17 protein-coding genes are annotated in these 18,285 nt (G+C 73.3%); 10 read left to right on the top strand and 7 right to left on the bottom strand.

Annotated elements, in window-relative coordinates:
- Positions 1-13 precede the first annotated feature (13 nt).
- The 4 genes from AQJ11_RS25635 to AQJ11_RS25620 form a co-directional block, all read right to left on the bottom strand.
- A complete protein-coding gene (locus AQJ11_RS25635; RefSeq protein ID WP_059264546.1) occupies positions 14-1,183 on the bottom strand; it encodes a serine hydrolase domain-containing protein in 1,170 nt (389 codons plus the stop codon).
- Positions 1,184-1,258: 75 nt separating this feature from the next.
- The gene (locus AQJ11_RS25630; protein ID WP_059264545.1) at positions 1,259-2,524 is read right to left on the bottom strand and encodes a hypothetical protein; all 1,266 of its coding nucleotides are present in this window, start codon (positions 2,522-2,524) and stop codon (positions 1,259-1,261) included.
- Positions 2,525-2,527: 3 nt separating this feature from the next.
- Positions 2,528-2,782, bottom strand: a complete 255-nt coding sequence (locus tag AQJ11_RS25625; RefSeq protein WP_014673513.1) for a MoaD/ThiS family protein — start codon at positions 2,780-2,782, stop codon at positions 2,528-2,530.
- Positions 2,783-2,850: 68 nt separating this feature from the next.
- Positions 2,851-3,699, bottom strand: coding sequence for an alpha/beta hydrolase (locus AQJ11_RS25620; protein ID WP_208616608.1), 849 nt, complete (start codon positions 3,697-3,699; stop codon positions 2,851-2,853).
- A gap of 180 nt (positions 3,700-3,879) precedes the next feature.
- On the opposite strand from AQJ11_RS25620, the gene AQJ11_RS25615 reads away from it, so the two are divergent.
- From AQJ11_RS25615 to AQJ11_RS25590, 6 genes are all read left to right on the top strand, one after another.
- Positions 3,880-4,659: a winged helix-turn-helix transcriptional regulator gene (locus AQJ11_RS25615; RefSeq protein WP_014673515.1), complete on the top strand. Its 780-nt coding sequence runs from the start codon at positions 3,880-3,882 to the stop codon at positions 4,657-4,659.
- A 108-nt stretch (positions 4,660-4,767) separates the two neighbouring features.
- Complete coding sequence (locus AQJ11_RS25610) at positions 4,768-5,790, top strand: LacI family DNA-binding transcriptional regulator (protein ID WP_078611768.1); 1,023 nt, start codon at positions 4,768-4,770, stop codon at positions 5,788-5,790.
- Between the two features lie 120 nt (positions 5,791-5,910).
- Positions 5,911-6,900 (top strand): S1C family serine protease, encoded by a 990-nt coding sequence (locus AQJ11_RS25605; RefSeq protein ID WP_059264543.1) that lies wholly within the window; start codon positions 5,911-5,913, stop codon positions 6,898-6,900.
- Positions 6,901-6,925: 25 nt separating this feature from the next.
- Positions 6,926-7,150 (top strand): hypothetical protein, encoded by a 225-nt coding sequence (locus tag AQJ11_RS25600; protein ID WP_014673518.1) that lies wholly within the window; start codon positions 6,926-6,928, stop codon positions 7,148-7,150.
- Positions 7,151-7,277: 127 nt separating this feature from the next.
- On the top strand, positions 7,278-8,012 hold the full coding sequence (locus tag AQJ11_RS25595) for a response regulator transcription factor (RefSeq protein ID WP_014673519.1): 735 nt from the start codon (positions 7,278-7,280) through the stop codon (positions 8,010-8,012).
- A complete protein-coding gene (locus AQJ11_RS25590; RefSeq protein ID WP_059264542.1) occupies positions 8,009-9,463 on the top strand; it encodes a HAMP domain-containing sensor histidine kinase in 1,455 nt (484 codons plus the stop codon). Before AQJ11_RS25595 ends, AQJ11_RS25590 begins: the two co-directional genes overlap by 4 nt.
- A 9-nt stretch (positions 9,464-9,472) precedes the next feature.
- Here AQJ11_RS25590 and AQJ11_RS25585 read toward each other — a convergent pair whose 3' ends face one another.
- Positions 9,473-9,961 carry a MarR family winged helix-turn-helix transcriptional regulator gene (locus AQJ11_RS25585; protein ID WP_059264541.1) on the bottom strand — a complete coding sequence of 163 codons (489 nt, stop codon included), beginning with the start codon at positions 9,959-9,961 and terminating at the stop codon, positions 9,473-9,475.
- A 111-nt stretch (positions 9,962-10,072) separates the two neighbouring features.
- On the opposite strand from AQJ11_RS25585, the gene AQJ11_RS25580 reads away from it, so the two are divergent.
- Complete coding sequence (locus AQJ11_RS25580) at positions 10,073-10,939, top strand: NmrA/HSCARG family protein (protein ID WP_059264540.1); 867 nt, start codon at positions 10,073-10,075, stop codon at positions 10,937-10,939.
- Between the two features lie 129 nt (positions 10,940-11,068).
- Here the strand turns inward: AQJ11_RS25580 and AQJ11_RS25575 are convergent, their stop codons facing one another.
- Complete coding sequence (locus AQJ11_RS25575) at positions 11,069-12,853, bottom strand: bifunctional metallophosphatase/5'-nucleotidase (RefSeq protein ID WP_059264539.1); 1,785 nt, start codon at positions 12,851-12,853, stop codon at positions 11,069-11,071.
- A gap of 175 nt (positions 12,854-13,028) precedes the next feature.
- On the opposite strand from AQJ11_RS25575, the gene mshD reads away from it, so the two are divergent.
- A complete protein-coding gene (mshD, locus tag AQJ11_RS25570) occupies positions 13,029-13,955 on the top strand; it encodes a mycothiol synthase (protein ID WP_059264538.1) in 927 nt (308 codons plus the stop codon).
- A gap of 90 nt (positions 13,956-14,045) precedes the next feature.
- Here the strand turns inward: mshD and AQJ11_RS25565 are convergent, their stop codons facing one another.
- Complete coding sequence (locus AQJ11_RS25565; protein WP_059264537.1) at positions 14,046-14,702, bottom strand: hypothetical protein; 657 nt, start codon at positions 14,700-14,702, stop codon at positions 14,046-14,048.
- Between the two features lie 122 nt (positions 14,703-14,824).
- Here AQJ11_RS25565 and AQJ11_RS25560 point away from each other — a divergent pair, with 122 nt between their 5' ends.
- Positions 14,825-17,185: an RNA degradosome polyphosphate kinase gene (locus AQJ11_RS25560; RefSeq protein WP_175252193.1), complete on the top strand. Its 2,361-nt coding sequence runs from the start codon at positions 14,825-14,827 to the stop codon at positions 17,183-17,185.
- Positions 17,166-18,278 (top strand): CHAD domain-containing protein, encoded by a 1,113-nt coding sequence (locus tag AQJ11_RS25555; RefSeq protein ID WP_014673527.1) that lies wholly within the window; start codon positions 17,166-17,168, stop codon positions 18,276-18,278. Before AQJ11_RS25560 ends, AQJ11_RS25555 begins: the two co-directional genes overlap by 20 nt.
- Positions 18,279-18,285 lie beyond the last annotated feature (7 nt).

Below are 18,285 nucleotides of genomic sequence, written 5' to 3'. Positions count from 1 at the left end.
CCCCGCGCGGGGCTCAGGCGGTCAGCACGTCGGCCACCCGGTTGATCATGTCCTCACCCGGGTTCAGCGCGGTCGGCGTGTAGGACAGCACGAAGCGGGTCGACAGGTCGAGCGTGGCGAACACACGGGTGCGGTAGCCGTAGGTCTCGCCGGTCTTCCCCCAGAAGGTCGTGCCGTTCACCGTGGCCGCCTGGAGGCCCATGCCGTAGCGGGCCGGGGTGCCGTTCAGCATGGGCACCGTGGGCAGAGTGACCATCTTCCGCAGTGCCCGCCCCGGCAGGAGCGCCCCGCTGAACAGGGCCTCCTGGAACCGGAAGAGGTCGTCCGCGGTGGAGACCAGTTCGCCCTCGCCCCAGGCGGCGGACTGGTCGTAGACCGTCACATCGCGCAGGCCGCCGTCCGTCATGCGCAGGAAGCCGTGGACGGACGGGCCGCGCAGGCGGGGATCGCCGCCCGGTATCCGCGTGCCGGTCAGTCCCAGGGGCCGCAGGATCCGGGAGGCGATCACCTCGCCGTAGGGGCGCCCCGTCAGTTCCTCGATCAGGAGGGCGAGGAACACGTAGTTGACGCCCCGGTACTCCTGCGCGGAGCCGGGAGGGAACTTGAGGCGGTCCCGCGTCACCGTGGCGACCAGGGCCCGCGGTGTCCAGTGGTCGAAGCGGTGCCGCAGGACCGCCTCCGGTGTGCCGAGGTCCGGCAGGCCCCGGTGGTCGGGCAGCCCGCTGGTGTGCTGGAGCAGATGCGCCACCGTGACGCGGTGGAAGCGGGAGGGCAGGGCGAGGCCGGGAAGGCAGTGCGTGATCGGGGCGTCGAGATCCACCCGGCCTTCCGCCCAGAGTCGCAGCACGACCGTGGCCACGAACGCCTTGGTCACGCTGCCCGCGCGGAAGCGGTCGTCCGCCCGGACGGGCCGGCCGCTCGCCGGGTCGGCCGCGCCCGCCGTGCCGTACCAACGGCTGCCCCGCCGCTCCACCAGCAGCTGGGAGGCGGTCGCCTCCGGATGCGAGAGATCGCCGATCGCGGCGCGTAAGGCGGCGGGGTCGAGCGGGGCAGGGGGGTCCTGGGCGGCGGGGCCGTCCGCGAGCGGCGCGGCCGTCGCCGGGGCGGCCAGGCCCGCGGTGGCGAGCGTCAGGGCGGCGGTCGCGCCCATGCCCGTGAAGGCGCGTCGGGAGAGAGAAGTCATGTGATCGATCCTTCTCCCGCCCGCGCGCCGGGACATCGGGGATGCCCCCGAGGCGACCCTGGCCCGCCCCCGGCCTCAGCCCAGGGCTCGACCCAGGACCCACACCACCGGTGCCGCCGCCGACAGGGGCAGGGCCACGCCGGCCGTGAAGTGGACGAAGCGGGACGGGTAGTCGTAGCTGGCCACCCGGTGGCCGACCAGGGCGCACACCCCGGCCGCGGCGCCCAGCAGCGCCCCCTTCGCGCCGAAGCCGGTCATGCCGCCCACGGCGATCCCCGCGCCCGCCGCCGCCAGCAGGGCGACCACGACCGACACCGGGGTCGGCAGGGGCAGGGCACGGGCCAGGACCGCCACCGCGACCGCCGCGGCGCCGACCGAGACCGCGTGCGGGTCGACGGCCAGGTACCCGGTGGCCAGGACCGCGAGCGCCGCCGAGGCGACCGTCGCCATCAGGCCGTACATCCGCTCGTCCGGCGAGGCGTGCGAGCGCAGCTGGAGGACGAGGGAGAGCAGCACCCACAGGCCGAGCGGGCCGAGGATGGCCACCAGGGCGTGGTCGCGGCCCGCCGCGAGGACCGCCACGTCGGACGTCAGTGCGCCCGCGAAGGCCAGCGCGATGCCCTGCCGGGCGGGCCACATGCCGTTCAGCCGGAACCAGCCCGCGGCCGTCACCGCCTGGAGCACCACCAGCGGCACGGCCAGGGCGTACGAGGCGACGGGCGCCGCCGCGGCCAGGAGCAGGCCCAGCACGGCGGTGAGCAGCGCCGGCTGCATGCCGGGCTCAATGATCGGGGAGCGGCCCTCCAGGCGGGCCCGCTGGGCGTCGGTGATCCGCGCGTTGCCGGCGAGGGTGGCGGGGCCGTAGGCGGGCCCGGCCTCCGCGTCGGCCGGGGACGCGGACTCAGCCGCCGCGGGCTGTGGTGCGGGCGCGGGTGCCGGTGCGGGGTTCGGCGCGGGCGCGTACGTCCCCGCCCCCGCGGGCGTCCCGCCGTACGTCCCCGCGTACGGCTCGGCGTACGGCTCCGCGTAGTGCTGCTGGGGCTGGGGCTGCTGGTACTGCGGCTCCTGGTAAGCGGGCTGCTGGTACCCCGGCTGCGGATACCCCGCCTGCTGGTACCCGCCCTGCTGCTGCTCCTGCCGCGGCAGGTACGCCGTCTCCGCCGCCTGCACCGGCGCGTGCGTCTGCGTCTCCCAGGTCTGGCCCTGCCACTGCTGGGTGAGTTCCGGGTCGTGGCCGGGCTGCCCGTGGTGCGGCTCCTGTGCGGGCCACTGCTGCTGGTAGGGGTCGTAGCCCTCGTAGGGGCTGCCCTGGTACGGCTCCTGGTACGGCTGGTTGGTCATCGCTCACCCTCCTGCGAACGGCGGGAGCACCTCGACCGTGCCGCCCTCGGCCAGCCGTACCGTCTCATGCGCGCGGGTCCCGACGGGGTCGCCGTCGACGAGGAAGGAGCATCGCTGCAGTACGCGGGTGAGTTCGCCGGGGTGCCGCGTACGCACGGCGGCCAGCGCGTCGGCCAGCGTGTCCGCGTCGTACGGCTCCTCGGCGACCTGGGCCGCGGCCTTGGCGGCGGCCCAGTAGCGCACCGTGACCTTGGGCATCTGAATCCTCAATCGACGGCAGGGACAGGAACAAAAACAAGAGAACGATAAGGACAGTGTGGGTCAGGCTAGCCCGCCGCCGTCACCGACCAGTCCCCGATCCGGGCCATCAGGGCGTCGTCCGCCGCGTGCTCCGCGTGGCCCATGCCCGGTTCGACCCAGAGGTCGGCGTGCCCGCCGGCCGCCTCGGCGAGCATCCGGGGGTGGTCGAGCGGGAAGTAGCCGTCGCGGTCGCCGTGGACGACGAGGAGCGGCGTCGGGGCGATCTCCGGGACCGCCTGCACCGGGGAGAGCGGGACCGGGTCCCAGTCCCGGTGGTGGATGCGCGTGCGCAGGCCGTAGCGGCCCACCAGGCGGCCCTCGGGGCGGGTGACCAGCCAGTGCAGGCGGCGCATGGGGGCCGTGCCCCGGTAGTACCAGCGGGCCGGCGCGCTGACGGAGACGACGGCGTCCGTGCCGCCGTGCAGCGCCGCGTGCCGCAGGACCACCGAGCCGCCCATGGAGAAGCCGACGGTCACCACGCGCGCGTGCCCGAGACCGCGGGCCCACTCCACGGCGGCGGCGAGGTCCAGCACCTCCTTGTCGCCGACCGTGGACCGTCCGCCGGAGCGGCCGTGGCCGCGGAAGGAGAAGGTGACGACGGCGCCGTAGCCGCGCAGGACGCCCGCCACCCGGCGCACGTGCGGGCGGTCCACGTCGCCGGTGAAGCCGTGCGCGATGACGAACACCAGGTCACGGGAGGCCGTCCGGGGGGCGTCCGGAAGGGTGTCGTATACGACGGGGGGCGGATCGTATACGGAATCGATCGGAATTCCGTCGGCCGTGCGCAGAAACGTCCGGATAGGGCCCTGTCTGCCTGTCTCGTAGTTCGGACGAACGGGGGAACGTGCCCCATGACCTGCCGGACGGTTGCTCATGTGGGCTATTCTGCTGGGCAGAGGACTCGGGCAGCGTAGCCCCCGGGTCCTTTTGTGCTTTCGGAAGCGTTGTATACGAAGCGGGAAACCTCGGGTGACCGCCGGTGTACGGGGCCTTCGGGATCGCAGAGCAGTACCCGTCCGCACTGTCCTCGCAGGGACCGAGGAGGAACCAGACGTATGAGTTCTCTGCTGCTGCTGACCAACGCCCTCCAGCCGTCGACGGAGGTGCTTCCGGCCCTCGGCCTGCTCCTGCACAACGTGCGGGTCGCCCCGGCGGAGGGGCCCGCCCTGGTCGACACCCCGGGCGCCGACGTCATCCTCGTCGACGGCCGGCGCGATCTGCCCCAGGTGCGCAGCCTCTGCCAGCTGCTGCGGTCCACCGGCCCCGGCTGTCCGCTGCTCCTCGTCGTCACCGAGGGCGGCCTCGCCGCCGTCACCGCCGACTGGGGCATCGACGACGTCCTGCTGGACACCGCCGGTCCGGCGGAGGTCGAGGCGCGGCTGCGGCTCGCCATGGGGCGCCAGCAGATCGTCAACGACGACTCGCCGATGGAGATCCGCAACGGCGATCTCTCGGTGGACGAGGCGACCTACAGCGCCAAGCTCAAGGGGCGGGTCCTGGACCTGACCTTCAAGGAGTTCGAGCTGCTCAAGTACCTCGCCCAGCACCCGGGCCGCGTCTTCACCCGCGCCCAGCTCCTCCAGGAGGTCTGGGGCTACGACTACTTCGGCGGCACCCGCACGGTCGACGTGCACGTACGGCGGCTGCGCGCCAAGCTCGGCCCCGAGCACGAATCGCTGATCGGAACCGTCCGGAACGTCGGTTATCGATTCGTTACGCCGGAGAAGCCCGACCGCTCCGCCGAGGAGGCCAAGGCCAAGGCGGGCCGGGCAAAGCCGGAGGATGCGGACGCGCCCGCCGTCCTGGAAGGCACCGAGGTCCCCGCCGAGGCCTAGCCGGTTCGCAGCGGACGCATGAGCGGCGCTGGGCGGGGCATCGTCCCCGCACGGCCGCCCTGTGAATACGCCCTGCCCATGGCGGGTCAATCCGCGTAGACTCCGCGCGTGGCCAAGGTGACTCGGGATGACGTGGCACGGCTGGCGGGAACCTCCACAGCCGTCGTCAGTTATGTCATCAACAACGGACCCCGGCCGGTCGCCCCGGCAACGCGCGAGCGTGTCCTCGCCGCGATCAAGGAGCTGGGGTACCGCCCCGACCGGGTCGCCCAGGCGATGGCGTCCCGGCGCACGGACCTCATAGGCCTCATCATCCCCGACGCCCGCCAGCCCTTCTTCGGCGAGATGGCGCACGCGGTCGAGCAGGCCGCCTCGGAGCGCGGGAAGATGGTGCTCGTCGGCAACACCGACTACATCGGCGAGCGCGAGGTCCACTACCTGCGTGCCTTCCTCGGCATGCGCGTCTCGGGCCTGATCCTCGTCTCGCACGCCCTGAACGACCTGGCCGCCGCCGAGATCGACGCCTGGGACGCCCGGGTGGTGCTGCTGCACGAGCGTCCGGAGGCCATCGACGACGTCGCCGTGGTGACGGACGACCTGGGCGGCGCCCAGCTCGCCGTGCGCCACCTGCTGGAGCACGGCTACGACTACGTCGCCTGCATGGGCGGCACGGCGCAGACGCCGGCCGTCGGCGACCCGGTCTCCGACCACGTCGAGGGCTGGAAGCGGGCCATGGCCGAGGCGGGCCTGTCCACCGAGGGCCGGCTGTTCGAGGCGCCGTACAACCGCTACGACGCCTACCGGGTGGCCCTGGACGTCCTGTCCGGCCCCCACCGGCCGCCCGCGATCTTCTGCTCCACCGACGACCAGGCCATCGGCCTGCTGCGGGCCGCGCGCGAGCTGCGCATCGACGTGCCCGGGGAGCTGGCGGTGGCCGGCTTCGACGACATCAAGGAGGCCGCGCTCGCCGACCCGCCGCTGACCACGGTCGCCTCCGACCGCTCGGCGATGGCGCGGGCGGCGGTCGACCTGGTGCTGGACGACGGGCTGCGGGTCGCCGGGTCCCGGCGCGAGCGGCTGAAGACGTTCCCCTCACGACTGGTGCTGCGCACGAGCTGCGGCTGTAGCTGACCCGAGGGAGCTGCTCGCACGAGGGCCCCGTGCCCGTCTTTATGTCCGGCAAACGAGCTTCTGCCGGGCTTCTCAGGCGGCACTCAGGAAGCTCTCATGGTCACGGGGGAGGCTTCTGTCATGACCGAGAGCCAGGGCACTTACGAGCAGCCGCACTCCTACTCCTCTCCTGTGAACCCCGAGTGGCCGCCCCCGCCGCAGTACCAGCCGGCGGTCGCGGCTCCCGAGCCCGGGAGGAAGCGCGCCCGCGGCCCGATGGGCCTGCTCGCGGCGGTCGCGATCGTCGCGGCGGCGGTCGGCGGCGGTACGGCGTACGCCTTCCAGGAGCTGACCGGCAAGGACACGGTCGCCACCGCCGGCAGCACCACCACCGTGGTGCCGTCGAGCAAGAAGGGCGACGTCGCCGCCATCGCCGCGGCGGTCAGCCCGAGCGTGGTGGAGATCAACGCGACGCTCCAGAACGGCTCCTCCACCGGCTCCGGCGTGATCATCACGTCGAACGGCGAGATCGTCACCAACAACCACGTCGTCTCCGGCGCCACCTCGGTCAAGGTGCGCACCAGCGACGGCAGGAGCTACACCGCCGAGGTCGTCGGCACCGACAGCTCCAAGGACCTGGCGCTGATCAAGCTGAAGGGCGCCTCCGGTCTGAAGGCGGCGGCGCTCGGTGACTCGGGCGGCGTCCAGGTCGGTGACACGGTCGTCGCGATCGGCTCCCCCGAGGGCCTGACCGGCACGGTCACCAGCGGCATCGTCTCCGCCCTGAACCGGGACGTCACCGTCTCCACCGACGAGAACCAGGGCCAGGGCCAGGACGGCGAGGGGCAGTGGCCCTTCCAGTTCGGCGGCCGTGAGTTCAACGGCGACACCGGCTCGTCCACCACCACCTACAAGGCCATCCAGACCGACGCGTCCCTCAACCCCGGCAACTCCGGCGGGGCGCTGATCGACGCGAGCGGTCACGTCATAGGCATCAACTCCGCGATGTACTCCTCCGCCTCGCAGGCGTCCTCGTCCTCGGACGCGGGCAGCATCGGCCTCGGCTTCGCCATCCCCATCGACACGGTGAAGTCCGACCTGGCCAAGCTGCGGGCGGGCTCCGACAGCTAGCAACACCGAGTGCAAGGAGCAGGTCATGATCAAGCACGTCCCCCACCGGTTCAGTGAGCGTGGTCCGGCCGGCCTCACCCTGGCCCTGTCCATCGTGTCCGAGCTGCACGTGCCCGTCCCGGCGCCCCGGGCTCCCGAGGTGGCCGCGCCCGTGACGCCGTGCCCCCAGCTGATGGGCCTGCGCACCTCCGCCGCCCGTCCGCACCGCCGCAAGGTCCCGCTGCACCGTCTGAACACGGTCCGGGTCTGACCGGCGGGCGTGTCCCCGGCCCCCGGACATGGGACGCTGAGAGACACCGGCCACGGCCGGGAGGCCCCCACCCCCGGCCGGAAGGCACCGGCCGGCCCACCCACCGCACCCCGAGGAAACGCGAGCGATGAGTCCCGCCGAAGGCGACCGTGACCCCCAGCGCATCCTGATCGTCGACGACGAGCCGGCCGTGCGCGAGGCCCTCCAGCGCAGCCTCGCCTTCGAGGGGTACGGCACCGAGGTCGCCGTCGACGGCGCGGACGCCCTGGAGAAGGCCACGGCCTACCAGCCGGACCTGGTCGTGCTGGACATCCAGATGCCGCGCATGGACGGGCTGACCGCGGCCCGCCGCATCCGGGGTGCGGGGGACACCACCCCGATCCTGATGCTCACCGCCCGCGACACGGTCGGCGACCGGGTCACCGGTCTCGACGCGGGCGCCGACGACTACCTGGTGAAGCCGTTCGAGCTGGACGAGCTCTTCGCCCGCATCCGCGCCCTGCTGCGCCGCAGCTCCTACGCGGCGGCGGTGTCCGCCGAGGCCCAGGCGGACGAGGCGCTCACCTTCGGCGACCTGCGCATGGACCTCGCGACCCGGGAGGTCACGCGCGGCGGCCGGCCGGTCGAGCTGACCCGCACGGAGTTCACCCTGCTGGAGATGTTCATGGCGCATCCGCGTCAGGTGCTCACCCGTGAGCAGATCCTGAAGGCGGTGTGGGGCTTCGACTTCGAGCCCTCCTCCAACTCGCTCGACGTCTACGTCATGTACCTGCGCCGCAAGACCGAGGCCGGCGGCGAGCCGCGCCTGGTGCACACCGTGCGCGGGGTGGGCTACGTCCTGCGGCAGGGCGGCGCCGAGTGAGGCAGCTGGCGCGCCGGTACCGGGCGCTGCCGCTGCGGGCGCGACTGGCGATGCTGGTCGCGGCTGCGGTGGCGTTCGCGGTGGCGGCGGTGTCGGTGACCTGCTGGTTCCTCGTGGAGCGGAAGCTGTACGACCAGCTCGACGAGGATCTCCAGAAGTCCCTGCGGAACACGACGCAGACGGACCAGTTGCAGTTCACCCTCGACAACTGCACGGACACCCCGCAGGCCAACAGCTTCCTGCTGCGCGACCGGTACTCCCAGCTCGTCACGGAGGACGGCAAGATCTGCCTGTTCGGTGCCGCGTCGGGCCGGATCAGGACCACCCAGGCCGACAAGACCGAGATCAGGGACCTCGACCCCAGCATCCTGTACTTCCGCAACGGCAGCGACGACGAGGGCAACGAGCTGCGGGTGCTCACCAAGCCCGTCGGCGGCACCTCCACCCCGAGCGGCGGGCGCGGGCCCAACGTCGGCGTGCTCATCGCCGTACCGCTCAAGAGCACGCAGAAGACCCTCAACGACCTCGCCCTGGTCCTCCTGCTCGTCTCCGCCGTCGGGGTCGTCGGCGCCGGTGCCGCGGGCCTGGCCGTCGCGCGGGCCGGGCTGCGCCCCGTCGACAAGCTCACCGAGGCCGTGGAGCACGTGGCCCGCACGGAGGACCTGACCATCCGCATCCCCGTGGAGAACGTCAGCGAGGACGAGGTGGCCCGGCTGTCCCGCTCGTTCAACTCGATGACCGCGTCGCTGGCCAATTCCCGCGAACTCCAGCAGCAGCTGATCGCGGACGCCGGCCATGAGCTGCGTACGCCCCTGACGTCGCTCAGGACGAACATCGAACTGCTCACCCGCAGCGAGGAGACGGGCCGCCCGCTCCCGCCCGAGGACCGCAAGGCGCTGCTCGCCTCGGTGAAGGCGCAGGTGACCGAACTGGCCGCGCTGATCGGCGACCTCCAGGAGCTGTCCCGCTCGGAGGGGCAGCACGGCGAACGCGTCCAGGTGGTCGCCCTCCAGGACATCGTCGAGGCGGCGCTGCGCCGGGCCCGGCTGCGCGGCCCCGAGCTGTCGATCACCGCGGACCTGGAGCCCTGGTTCGTCCGGGCGGAGCCCTCCGCGCTGGAGCGGGCGATCGTCAACGTCCTGGACAACGCGGTGAAGTTCAGCCCCGAGGGCGGCACGGTCGAGGTGCGGCTCGGCGAGGGCGTGCTGACGGTCCGCGATCACGGTCCCGGCATCCCCGCGGACGAACTCCCGCACGTCTTCGACCGGTTCTGGCGCTCCCCCAGCGCCCGTGCCCTGCCGGGCTCGGGCCTCGGCCTGTCCATCGTCGCCCGTACGGTGAAGCAGGCGGGCGGCGAGGTCTCCCTGGCCCCCGCCGAGGGCGGCGGCACGGTGGCGACGGTACGGCTGCCGGGGGCGCCGACCCCGCCCCCGGAGACACCGGCCGGCTGACCCGGTCGCTCAGTCCGGCCGGGGCATGGCGCGCAGCCGCTTGACCTGGGTGTGGCCGAGGTCGTGGGCCCGGCGCAGGTGCCGGGTGATCGCCCGCAGTTCGTCCTCGCTGTGGTCGTCCAGGAGGGTCTGCCAGCTCTGGCCGAGGTCGTCCCACAGCGCGGTGACGCGGGCGAGGCGCTCCGGGACGGGGGTGACCAGCACCCGGCGGCGGTCCTGCCGGTCGGAGGTGCGGGTGACGTAGCCGCCGCGTTCCAGCCGGTCCACCAGACGGGTGGCCGAGCCGGTGGTGAGACCGGTGCGGTCGGCGATCTGCCGGACGGTGAGCGGTTCCGGCTCGGCGGTCAGCAGGCTCAGGCACTGCACGTCGGTCGGATGCAGGCCGAGGTGGTCGGCGACGGCCTGGTTGAACAGCACGTAGGCGGCCAGGTAGCGCCGGGACTCCAGGGCCAGCTCCTCGTACAGCCGGGCCCGGCCGGGGTCTGTCACGTCGGTCACGGGGGTCTCCTCGCCCGAAATCACTGCGCGGCGCAGTGACTTGTGCCCTAGTCTGCTGCGCGACGCAACCACTGCGCCACACAGCAATCGTATCGATCCAGGGGGACCACCATGCTCACCGTCGCCGTCACCGGCGCCACCGGCGCCCAGGGCGGGGCCACCGCCCGCGCCCTGCTGGCCGCCGGCCACCGGGTCCGCGCACTGACCCGCCGGCCCGGCTCACCCGCCGCCGAGGCGCTGCGCGGCCTGGGCGCCGAGGTCCGCCACGCCGACTTCGACGACCCCGGCTCGCTCAACGCCGCCCTCGCCGGCGCCGACGCCCTCTTCGCGGTGACCACTCCGTTCGGCACCGACACCCGGACGGAGATCCGGCAGGGCACGGCCCTCGTGGACGCGGCGGCCGGGGCCCGCCTCGGCCATGTGGTGCTCACCTCCGCCGCCCACGCCGACCGCGGCACCGGCGTCCCGCACTTCGCGAGCAAGTGGGCGGTCGAACAGCACCTGCGCGCCTCCGGCCTGCCCTGGACCGTGATCGCTCCGGCCGCGTTCATGGACAACTACGCGAGCGGCTGGACCCTCGACGGGCTGCGCACCGGCGTCTTCGCCTGGCCCATGCCCGCCGACCGGCCGCTCGCGCTGATCCCGGCCACCGACATCGGCGCGTTCGCCGCGCTGGCCCTCCAGCGCCGGGACGACTTCGCGGGCCGGCGCGTCGACATCGCCTCCGACGTGTGCACCCCCGCGCGGATCGCGGCCGTCCTCAGCACCGCCCTGGCCCGCCCGATCGCCCACGCTCAGCCGCCCCTCGCCCAGGTCCGCACCCACTCCCCCGACCTGGCGGCGATGTTCGCGTACTTCACCGACACGGGCCTCGACGTCGACGTCACCGGCCTGCGCCAGGCCCACCCCGAGATCGCCTGGCACACGTTCGCGGACTGGGCGGGCGAGCAGAACTGGACGGCGCTGCTGGACCGTTGACCGCAGGGGCCCGGACTGGGCCACCGCCACCGCGGACGGGTTCGCCCCGGTGAACGCACGCCGGGGCGCCGCCTCGGTGGCCGAGTGTCCGCCGCCGCTCGGGAAGGAACCCCACCCCCGAGCCGACGCCTACCGCACGACCGTGATCCGGTCCGCCTTCGGCGGTGCGATCGGGGACGCCGCCGACGAGTTGGCCGTCAGGTACTTCTCCAGGGCCGTCAGATCGTCCGCGCCGACCAGGTCACCCGTGCCCTGCGCCAGTGTCGGGAAGCCGTCGCCGCCGCCCGCGAGGAAGCTGTTGGTGGCGACGCGGTAGGTGGCCGACGGGTCGACCGGGGCGCCGTTCAGGCGGATGGAGCCGGTGACCACACGGTCCGCGCCGGACTTGGTGAGGTCCAGGGTGTAGGTGAGGCCGGCGGACGGCTGGAGGATCTTCGGGGCCGCCTCGTTGGCGCCGCTGACCTGCTCCTTGAGGACCTGGACCAGCTGGGCGCCGGTGAGGTCCTGGAGGTTCACGGTGTTGGCGAACGGCTGGACCGTGAAGCCCTCGGCATAGGTGACCACGCCGTCGCCCTCGGCGCCCTTGGCCGCGTAGGTGAGGCCGGCCCGGACCCCGCCCGGGTTCATCAGCGCGAGGCTGGTCCTCGGGTCCAGCTCACGGCCGTGGGCGAGCTGCGCGTCGGCGATCAGATCGCCCATCGGGGACTCGGTGCCGCTGTTGTTGATGTCGCCGGAGATCCAGCCGATGGGGCGGTTGCCGATCGGGGCGGCCAGGGTGTTCCAGCGCGAGATCAGGTCGGTCATGTCCGGCGCCCTGGGGACGTCCCGGGTCACCACGTGGTTCGCGGACCGCACGGCCGTACGCGCGATGTCGCCGGTGCGGCGGTCGTACGTCAGCGTGGTGTCGGTGTAGAGGCGGCCGAAGGAGGACGCCGAGGTGACCATGCGGGGGCGGCCGGAGGGGTCCGGGACCGTGCAGACGTACGCCTGGTGGGTGTGGCCGGTGACCAGGGCGTCCACCGCCGGGGTCACGTTCTTGGCGATGTCCACGATCGGGCCGGAGATGCCGTCGCCCGCGCCCGGGGAGTCGCAGTCGTAGTTGTAGGAGCCGGAGGCCGGGTAGCCGCCCTCGTGGATCAGGGCCACGATCGACTGCACACCCTGGCGCTGGAGCACCTTGGCGTACTTGTTGATGGTCTCGGCCTCGTCCTTGAAGGACAGGCCCTTGACGCCGTCGGCGGAGACGATGCCGGGGGTGCCCTCCAGCGTGACCCCGATGAAGCCGATCCTGACGTCCTTCTTCTTCCAGACCCAGTACGGCTTCAGGAGCGGCTTGCCGGTCTTGTCGTCCAGGACGTTCGCGGCCAGGTACGGGAAGTCGGCGCCCTGGAACTCCTGGTCCGTGTAGCAGCCGTCCGCGGGGTGGCAGCCGCCGTTCTGGAGGCGGGCCAGTTCCCTCGCGCCCTCGTCGAACTCGTGGTTGCCGACCGAGGTGACGTCCAGGTCCAGCTTGTTCAGCGCCTCGACGGTGGGCTCGTCGTGGAAGAGGCCCGACAGCAGCGGGGAGGCGCCGACCAGGTCGCCGCCGGCCGCGGTGACCGAGTACGGGTGGCCGGCGCGGGCCTGGCGGAGGTGGGTCGCGAGGTACTCGACACCGCCCGCGTCGATCGTCTTCGTCGTGCCGTCCGGCTGGAGTTCGGTGACCCGGCCGGAGGAGCCGGACGGGGGCTCCAGGTTGCCGTGCAGGTCGTTGAAGGAGAGCAGCTGGACGTCCTGGTAGCGGCCCGGAACGTGGTGGCTCTCGTGCGCGTCCGCCGGGAGCGCGGCGGTCAGCGCCGCGGCCGTGGCGAGAGAGGCCGCGCTCGCGAGAAGGGCGTACGTACGACGTCTGGTGCGCCGGGGCGCGGCTGGCATGGGACCCCCCTGTGGGTCGGCTGTGGTGGCTCGGCGCAGCCTAAAGTCAACGCGCGTAGCACGACAGGGGGTTCATGGTTACATCCTGGTTTCCCTTTGCCGTTGCCTTTACCGGTGCTCCCGCCGTGGCCGATGTGCCGGGAATTCGCCCCGGCCGCCCCGTACCCTCATACGCATGAGCAGCGACGACACCGTACAGGGCTTCCCCGCCCGCTCCATCGAGACCTACTCCGCGCTCACTCCGGACCGGGCCGAGGCCGTGACGCGCCTGCTCGGTGAGGCCGCCCGGGTCGACGGGCAGCAGCCGGTGTCCGAGCAGGGCCGGCTGCAACTGCGCGGCGGAGCCCGCGAGGGCGTCTCGCATCTGCTGCTGACCGTCGACGGCGAACTCGTCGGCTACGCCCAGCTGGAGGACACCGACCCGGTGGAGGCGCCGGCCGCCGAACTGGTCGTGCATCCCGCCCACCGCGGGCACGGTCACGGCCGGGCGCTCGGCGCGGCCCTGCTCGCCACCTCCGGCAAGCGGCTGCGGGTGTGGGCGCACGGCGGGCACCCCGCCGCCCGGCACCTCGCCCAGGTGCTCGGCCTGACCCTGTTCCGGGAACTGCGCCAGATGCGCCGGTCGTTGACCGATCTTGAGCTGCCCGAGCCGGTGCTGCCGGAGGGCGTGACCGTGCGCGCGTTCGTGCCCGGCAAGGACGACTCCGCCTGGCTCGCCGTGAACGCCGCCGCCTTCGCCCACCACCCGGAGCAGGGCTCGCTCACCCAGCGGGACCTGGACGACCGCAAGGCCGAGCCGTGGTTCGACCCGGCCGGGTTCTTCCTCGCCGAGCGGCGCGGCGAGCTGATCGGCTTCCACTGGACGAAGGTGCACGCCGAGGAGGGGCTGGGCGAGGTGTACGTCCTCGGGGTCCGGCCCGGTGAACAGGGCGGCGGCCTCGGCAAGGCCCTCACCACGATCGGGCTGCGCCACCTGGCCGCCCAGCAGCTGCCGGCCGCGATGCTCTACGTCGACGCCGACAACACGGCGGCGGTGTCGGTGTACGAGCGCCTGGGCTTCACGGTCCACGAGACGGACCTGATGTACCGCACGGAGACGTGAGCGGGGCCCTCGCCGGGGGGTGAGCGGTCGTGGGCCTGGGGGCCAGGCTCACGGATCGGTGGGGGCTGGTCGCGCGGTCCCCGTGCCCCTTCAGGTCCGCCGGTCAGCCGTCGGCCGGAAGCGGCCCAGCGGTTCGCCGAGGGCCAGGCACCCCACCGTCACCGCCCCCGCCGGCAGCCACGCCCAGTGCTCGTGGGCCGTCGCCCACCTGGGGTGCCGGGGGCCCACGAACAGGACCGAGCGGTCGCTGACGGCCAGGGGTGCGAGCAGGGCGGCGGTGAGGAGGGCGATGGCGGCCGGCGGGCCGGGCCGCGGGTCGTCCGTGCGGTGTACGGCGACCGTGGCCGCCGCCAGGGCGAGGACGCAGGCGGCCCCGGCCTCCAGGGTGGCGGCCCCGGCCGGCGGAAGGTGGGCGCCGGGGGCCAGGAGCAGTACGGCCGTCCACCACGGCGCGGCGACCGGTGCCACCAGCGCCACCCGCAGCGCGGTGCGGGCCGCCCGGCCGGTGGGGACCGGGGTCGTGGTGTGCCGGGCGGGGTCGTCCAGCAGGAAGGCGAGGCCCAGCGCGAAGGCGAGCGCGGCGGACCGGAGCAGGGCGAGGGCAGTCCAGGGGTCGGGGTGGGCGCCGGACAGGCGGGGCAGGCCGACCACCAGCAGACCCACCGCGCCGGCCGCGCCCAGGAGCCGCCACGGCAGCGTCCGCCAGACCGGGACCACCAGTGCCGGGATCACCCGTGCCGGGATCACTCCGCGCACCGGTCCGCCCCCATGCGGTTTCGCACCCGGGAACCCCTTCGGGCCGCCCCCCGCTATCCCGCACGTCATGTCGCCGTAACCATTGATTCAGCCGGGCTTGCGACGCTCGGGCAATGAAGCCCGCCGTGCCAGAGCCTTCGCCGCCCCCCGAGGGGCCCGCGGGGAACGGGGCCGTCACGCTCCGGCCCGCACGTTCCGACGCGCCTGTGTCACCCGTTGCGCGGAAGAATGGGTTCATGAGTCAGCAAGACACCCAGGCAGAGGTACAGCACCCCCAGCCCTCCGTGGGCTCCATCGCCGCGCACCGCCAGCACGCCGTGGCCGCCGTGGTCTCCGACCTGGAACCCGATCTCGACGCGGGTCTGGACACCTACGAGGAGGCGCCGACCGACGGCGCGCCCCTGCCCCAGGGCCGCTTCCTCGACCGGGAACGCAGCTGGCTCGCCTTCAACGAGCGCGTCCTGGAGCTGGCCGAGGACCCGAACACCCCGCTGCTGGAGCGCGCGAACTTCCTCGCGATCTTCGCCAGCAACCTGGACGAGTTCTTCATGGTCCGGGTAGCCGGTCTGAAGCGCCGTATCGCCACCGGCGTCGCCACCCGCTCCGCCTCCGGCCTCCAGCCCCGCGAGGTGCTGGAGATGATCTGGGCCCGCTCCCGCGAGCTGATGGCGCGGCACGCCGCCTGCTACCACGAGGACGTCGCCCCCGCACTCGCGGACGAGGGCATCCACCTGGTCCGCTGGTCCGAGCTGACCGACAAGGAGCAGGCCCGCCTCTTCACGCTCTTCCGGCACCAGATCTTCCCGGTCCTCACGCCCCTGGCCGTCGACCCCGCGCACCCCTTCCCGTACATCTCCGGCCTGTCCCTGAACCTGGCCGTCGTCGTACGGAACCCGGTCAGCGGCCACAAGCACTTCGCGCGCGTGAAGGTGCCACCGCTGCTGACCCGCTTCCTGGAGGCCTCCCCGGGCCGCTACGTCCCCATCGAGGACGTCATCGCGGCCCCCAACCACCTGGAAGAGCTGTTCCCGGGCATGGAGATCCTGGAGCACCACGCCTTCCGGATCACCCGCAACGAGGATCTGGAGGTCGAGGAGGACGACGCCGAGAACCTCCTCCAGGCCCTGGAGAAGGAACTCATGCGGCGCCGCTTCGGCCCGCCGGTGCGCCTGGAGGTCGAGGAGTCCATCGACCGCGAGGTGCTGGACCTGCTGGTGCGCGAGCTGAAGATCTCCGAGGCGGAGGTCTACCCGCTGCCCGGCCCGCTCGACCTCACCGGCCTCTTCCGCATCCACAGCCTCGACCGGCCGGAGCTGAAGTACCCCAAGTTCGTCGCCGGCACCCACCGCGACCTCGCCGAGGTCGAGTCGGCGTCCGCGCCCGACATCTTCGCGGCCCTGCGCGCCCGGGACGTGCTCCTGCACCACCCGTACGACAGCTTCTCCACCTCCGTGCAGGCGTTCCTGGAGCAGGCCGCGGCCGACCCGGACGTCCTCGCCATCAAGCAGACCCTGTACCGCACCTCCGGCGACTCCCCGATAGTCGACGCGCTCATCGACGCCGCCGAGTCCGGCAAGCAGGTCCTCGTCCTGGTCGAGATCAAGGCCCGCTTCGACGAGCACGCCAACATCAAGTGGGCCCGCAAGCTGGAGGAGGCCGGCTGCCACGTCGTCTACGGCCTGGTCGGCCTCAAGACGCACTGCAAGCTGTCGCTGGTGGTCCGCCAGGAGGGCGAGACCCTGCGCCGCTACAGCCACGTCGGCACCGGCAACTACCACCCGAAGACGGCCCGCCTGTACGAGGACCTCGGTCTGCTCACCGCCGACCCGCAGGTCGGCGCGGACCTCTCCGACCTGTTCAACCGGCTGTCCGGATACTCGCGCCGCGAGACCTACCGCCGTCTGCTGGTCGCCCCCAAGTCCCTGCGCGACGGCCTGGTCGCGCGGATCGACAAGGAGGTCCAGCACCACCGTGCGGGCCGTCCGGCCTTCGTCCGCATCAAGGTCAACTCGATGGTGGACGAGGCGGTCATCGACGCCCTCTACCGGGCGTCCCAGGCGGGCGTGCCGGTCGACATCTGGGTGCGGGGCATCTGCGCCGTCCGCCCGGGCGTCACGGGCCTGTCGGAGAACATACGGGTCCGCTCGATCCTCGGCCGCTTCCTGGAACACTCCCGGGTGTTCGCCTTCGGCAACGGCGGCGAGCCCGAGGTGTGGATCGGCAGCGCCGACATGATGCACCGCAACCTCGACCGCCGGATAGAGGCCCTGGTCCGGGTGGTCGACCCCGGCCACCGCGCGGCCCTCAACCGGCTGCTGGACACCGGCATGTCCGACAGCACCGCCTCCTGGCACCTCGGCCCGGACGGCGAGTGGACGCGGCACGCGACCGACGCGGACGGCCAACCCCTGCGCAACGTCCAGGAGATGCTCATAGACGCCCGGAGGCGCCGGCGTGGCACAGCAACACCTTGACCCGACGGACCCCACGGCCGGGGCGGTGACGGGAGACGCCCTCGCGGGCTACCTGCGCGCCCAGGCCACGGAGTTCCTCCGCGCCCTGCGCCTGCACCGGGAGACCGGGGGCCAGGCGGCCGGCGCGGCGGAGCCCGTCGACGCGGCCCGGGCCCTGCGCCGCTCGGCCCGCCGCATCAGCGCCAGCCTGCACACCTTCCGCCCCCTCCTGGACCCCGACTGGTCGGAGGAGATGCGCCCGGAACTGGCCTGGCTGTCCGGCACGCTGGGCCTGGAACACGCCTGCGAGGCCCGCCTGGAACGCCTGTTGCTGGCGTTGCACCGGTTGTCAGGCGCGACGGTGCTGCCCGCACAGGCGGTGGACGTCGCCGTGGCCGCGGGCAGTCGTGCCACCGGGGCGGCACGGGCGGCAACGGCCGCGGTGCCGAGCACCGGCGGCCCCGCCCACGCGACGGCGACAACGGAGCGGGGCACCCTCACGGTCGGCGCGGCGAAGGCGGGCGCCCTGCTCGAACGCCAGCTCACCCTGGCCCGGACGCGCGCCCACTCCACGGCCCTCCAGGCCCTCGGCTCCTCCCGCTTCCACGCCGTGGCCGACAAGGTCGCCGTACTCGCCAGCGAGGTCCCCCTCACCCCCGCCGCGTCCGCCACCGCCCTGCACCCCCTGGCCGCCGCGGCCGAGGAACGCCTCACGGACGCCGTCGCCGCGCTCCCCCTGGTCACCGCCGGCCACCCCTACAACGCGGAGGCCCTGGTCCACGGCCTGTCCCCGGACCCGGCCCCGCACCCCCAGGACAGCCCCTGGCACCAGGTGCGCCTGCTGCTGCGCCTGCACCGGTACGCCCGCGAGGTGCTGCACGGCGGCGACGCCCCGGTGGACGTACGACTGCTGACGGCGGGCCAGGCGCTGAACCGGCACCGGGACGCCTCGGAGGCGGCAGCGGCGGCGGCGCAGGCGGCCCGCACCCCCCGGATCACCCCGGCGACGGCGTACGCGCTCGGTGTCCTCCACGCCGACCAGCGGCACGAGGTGGAGGCGGCCCGGTTCGCGTTCCAGCAGGCGTGGCTGAAGCAGACCGTCCCCGCGCCCTGACCCCCCG

This window comes from Streptomyces corchorusii, assembly GCF_001514055.1.
In the GTDB taxonomy this organism is placed as follows: Bacteria; Actinomycetota; Actinomycetes; order Streptomycetales; family Streptomycetaceae; genus Streptomyces; species Streptomyces olivaceoviridis.
This window is presented reverse-complemented; position numbering and strand designations above follow the sequence as displayed.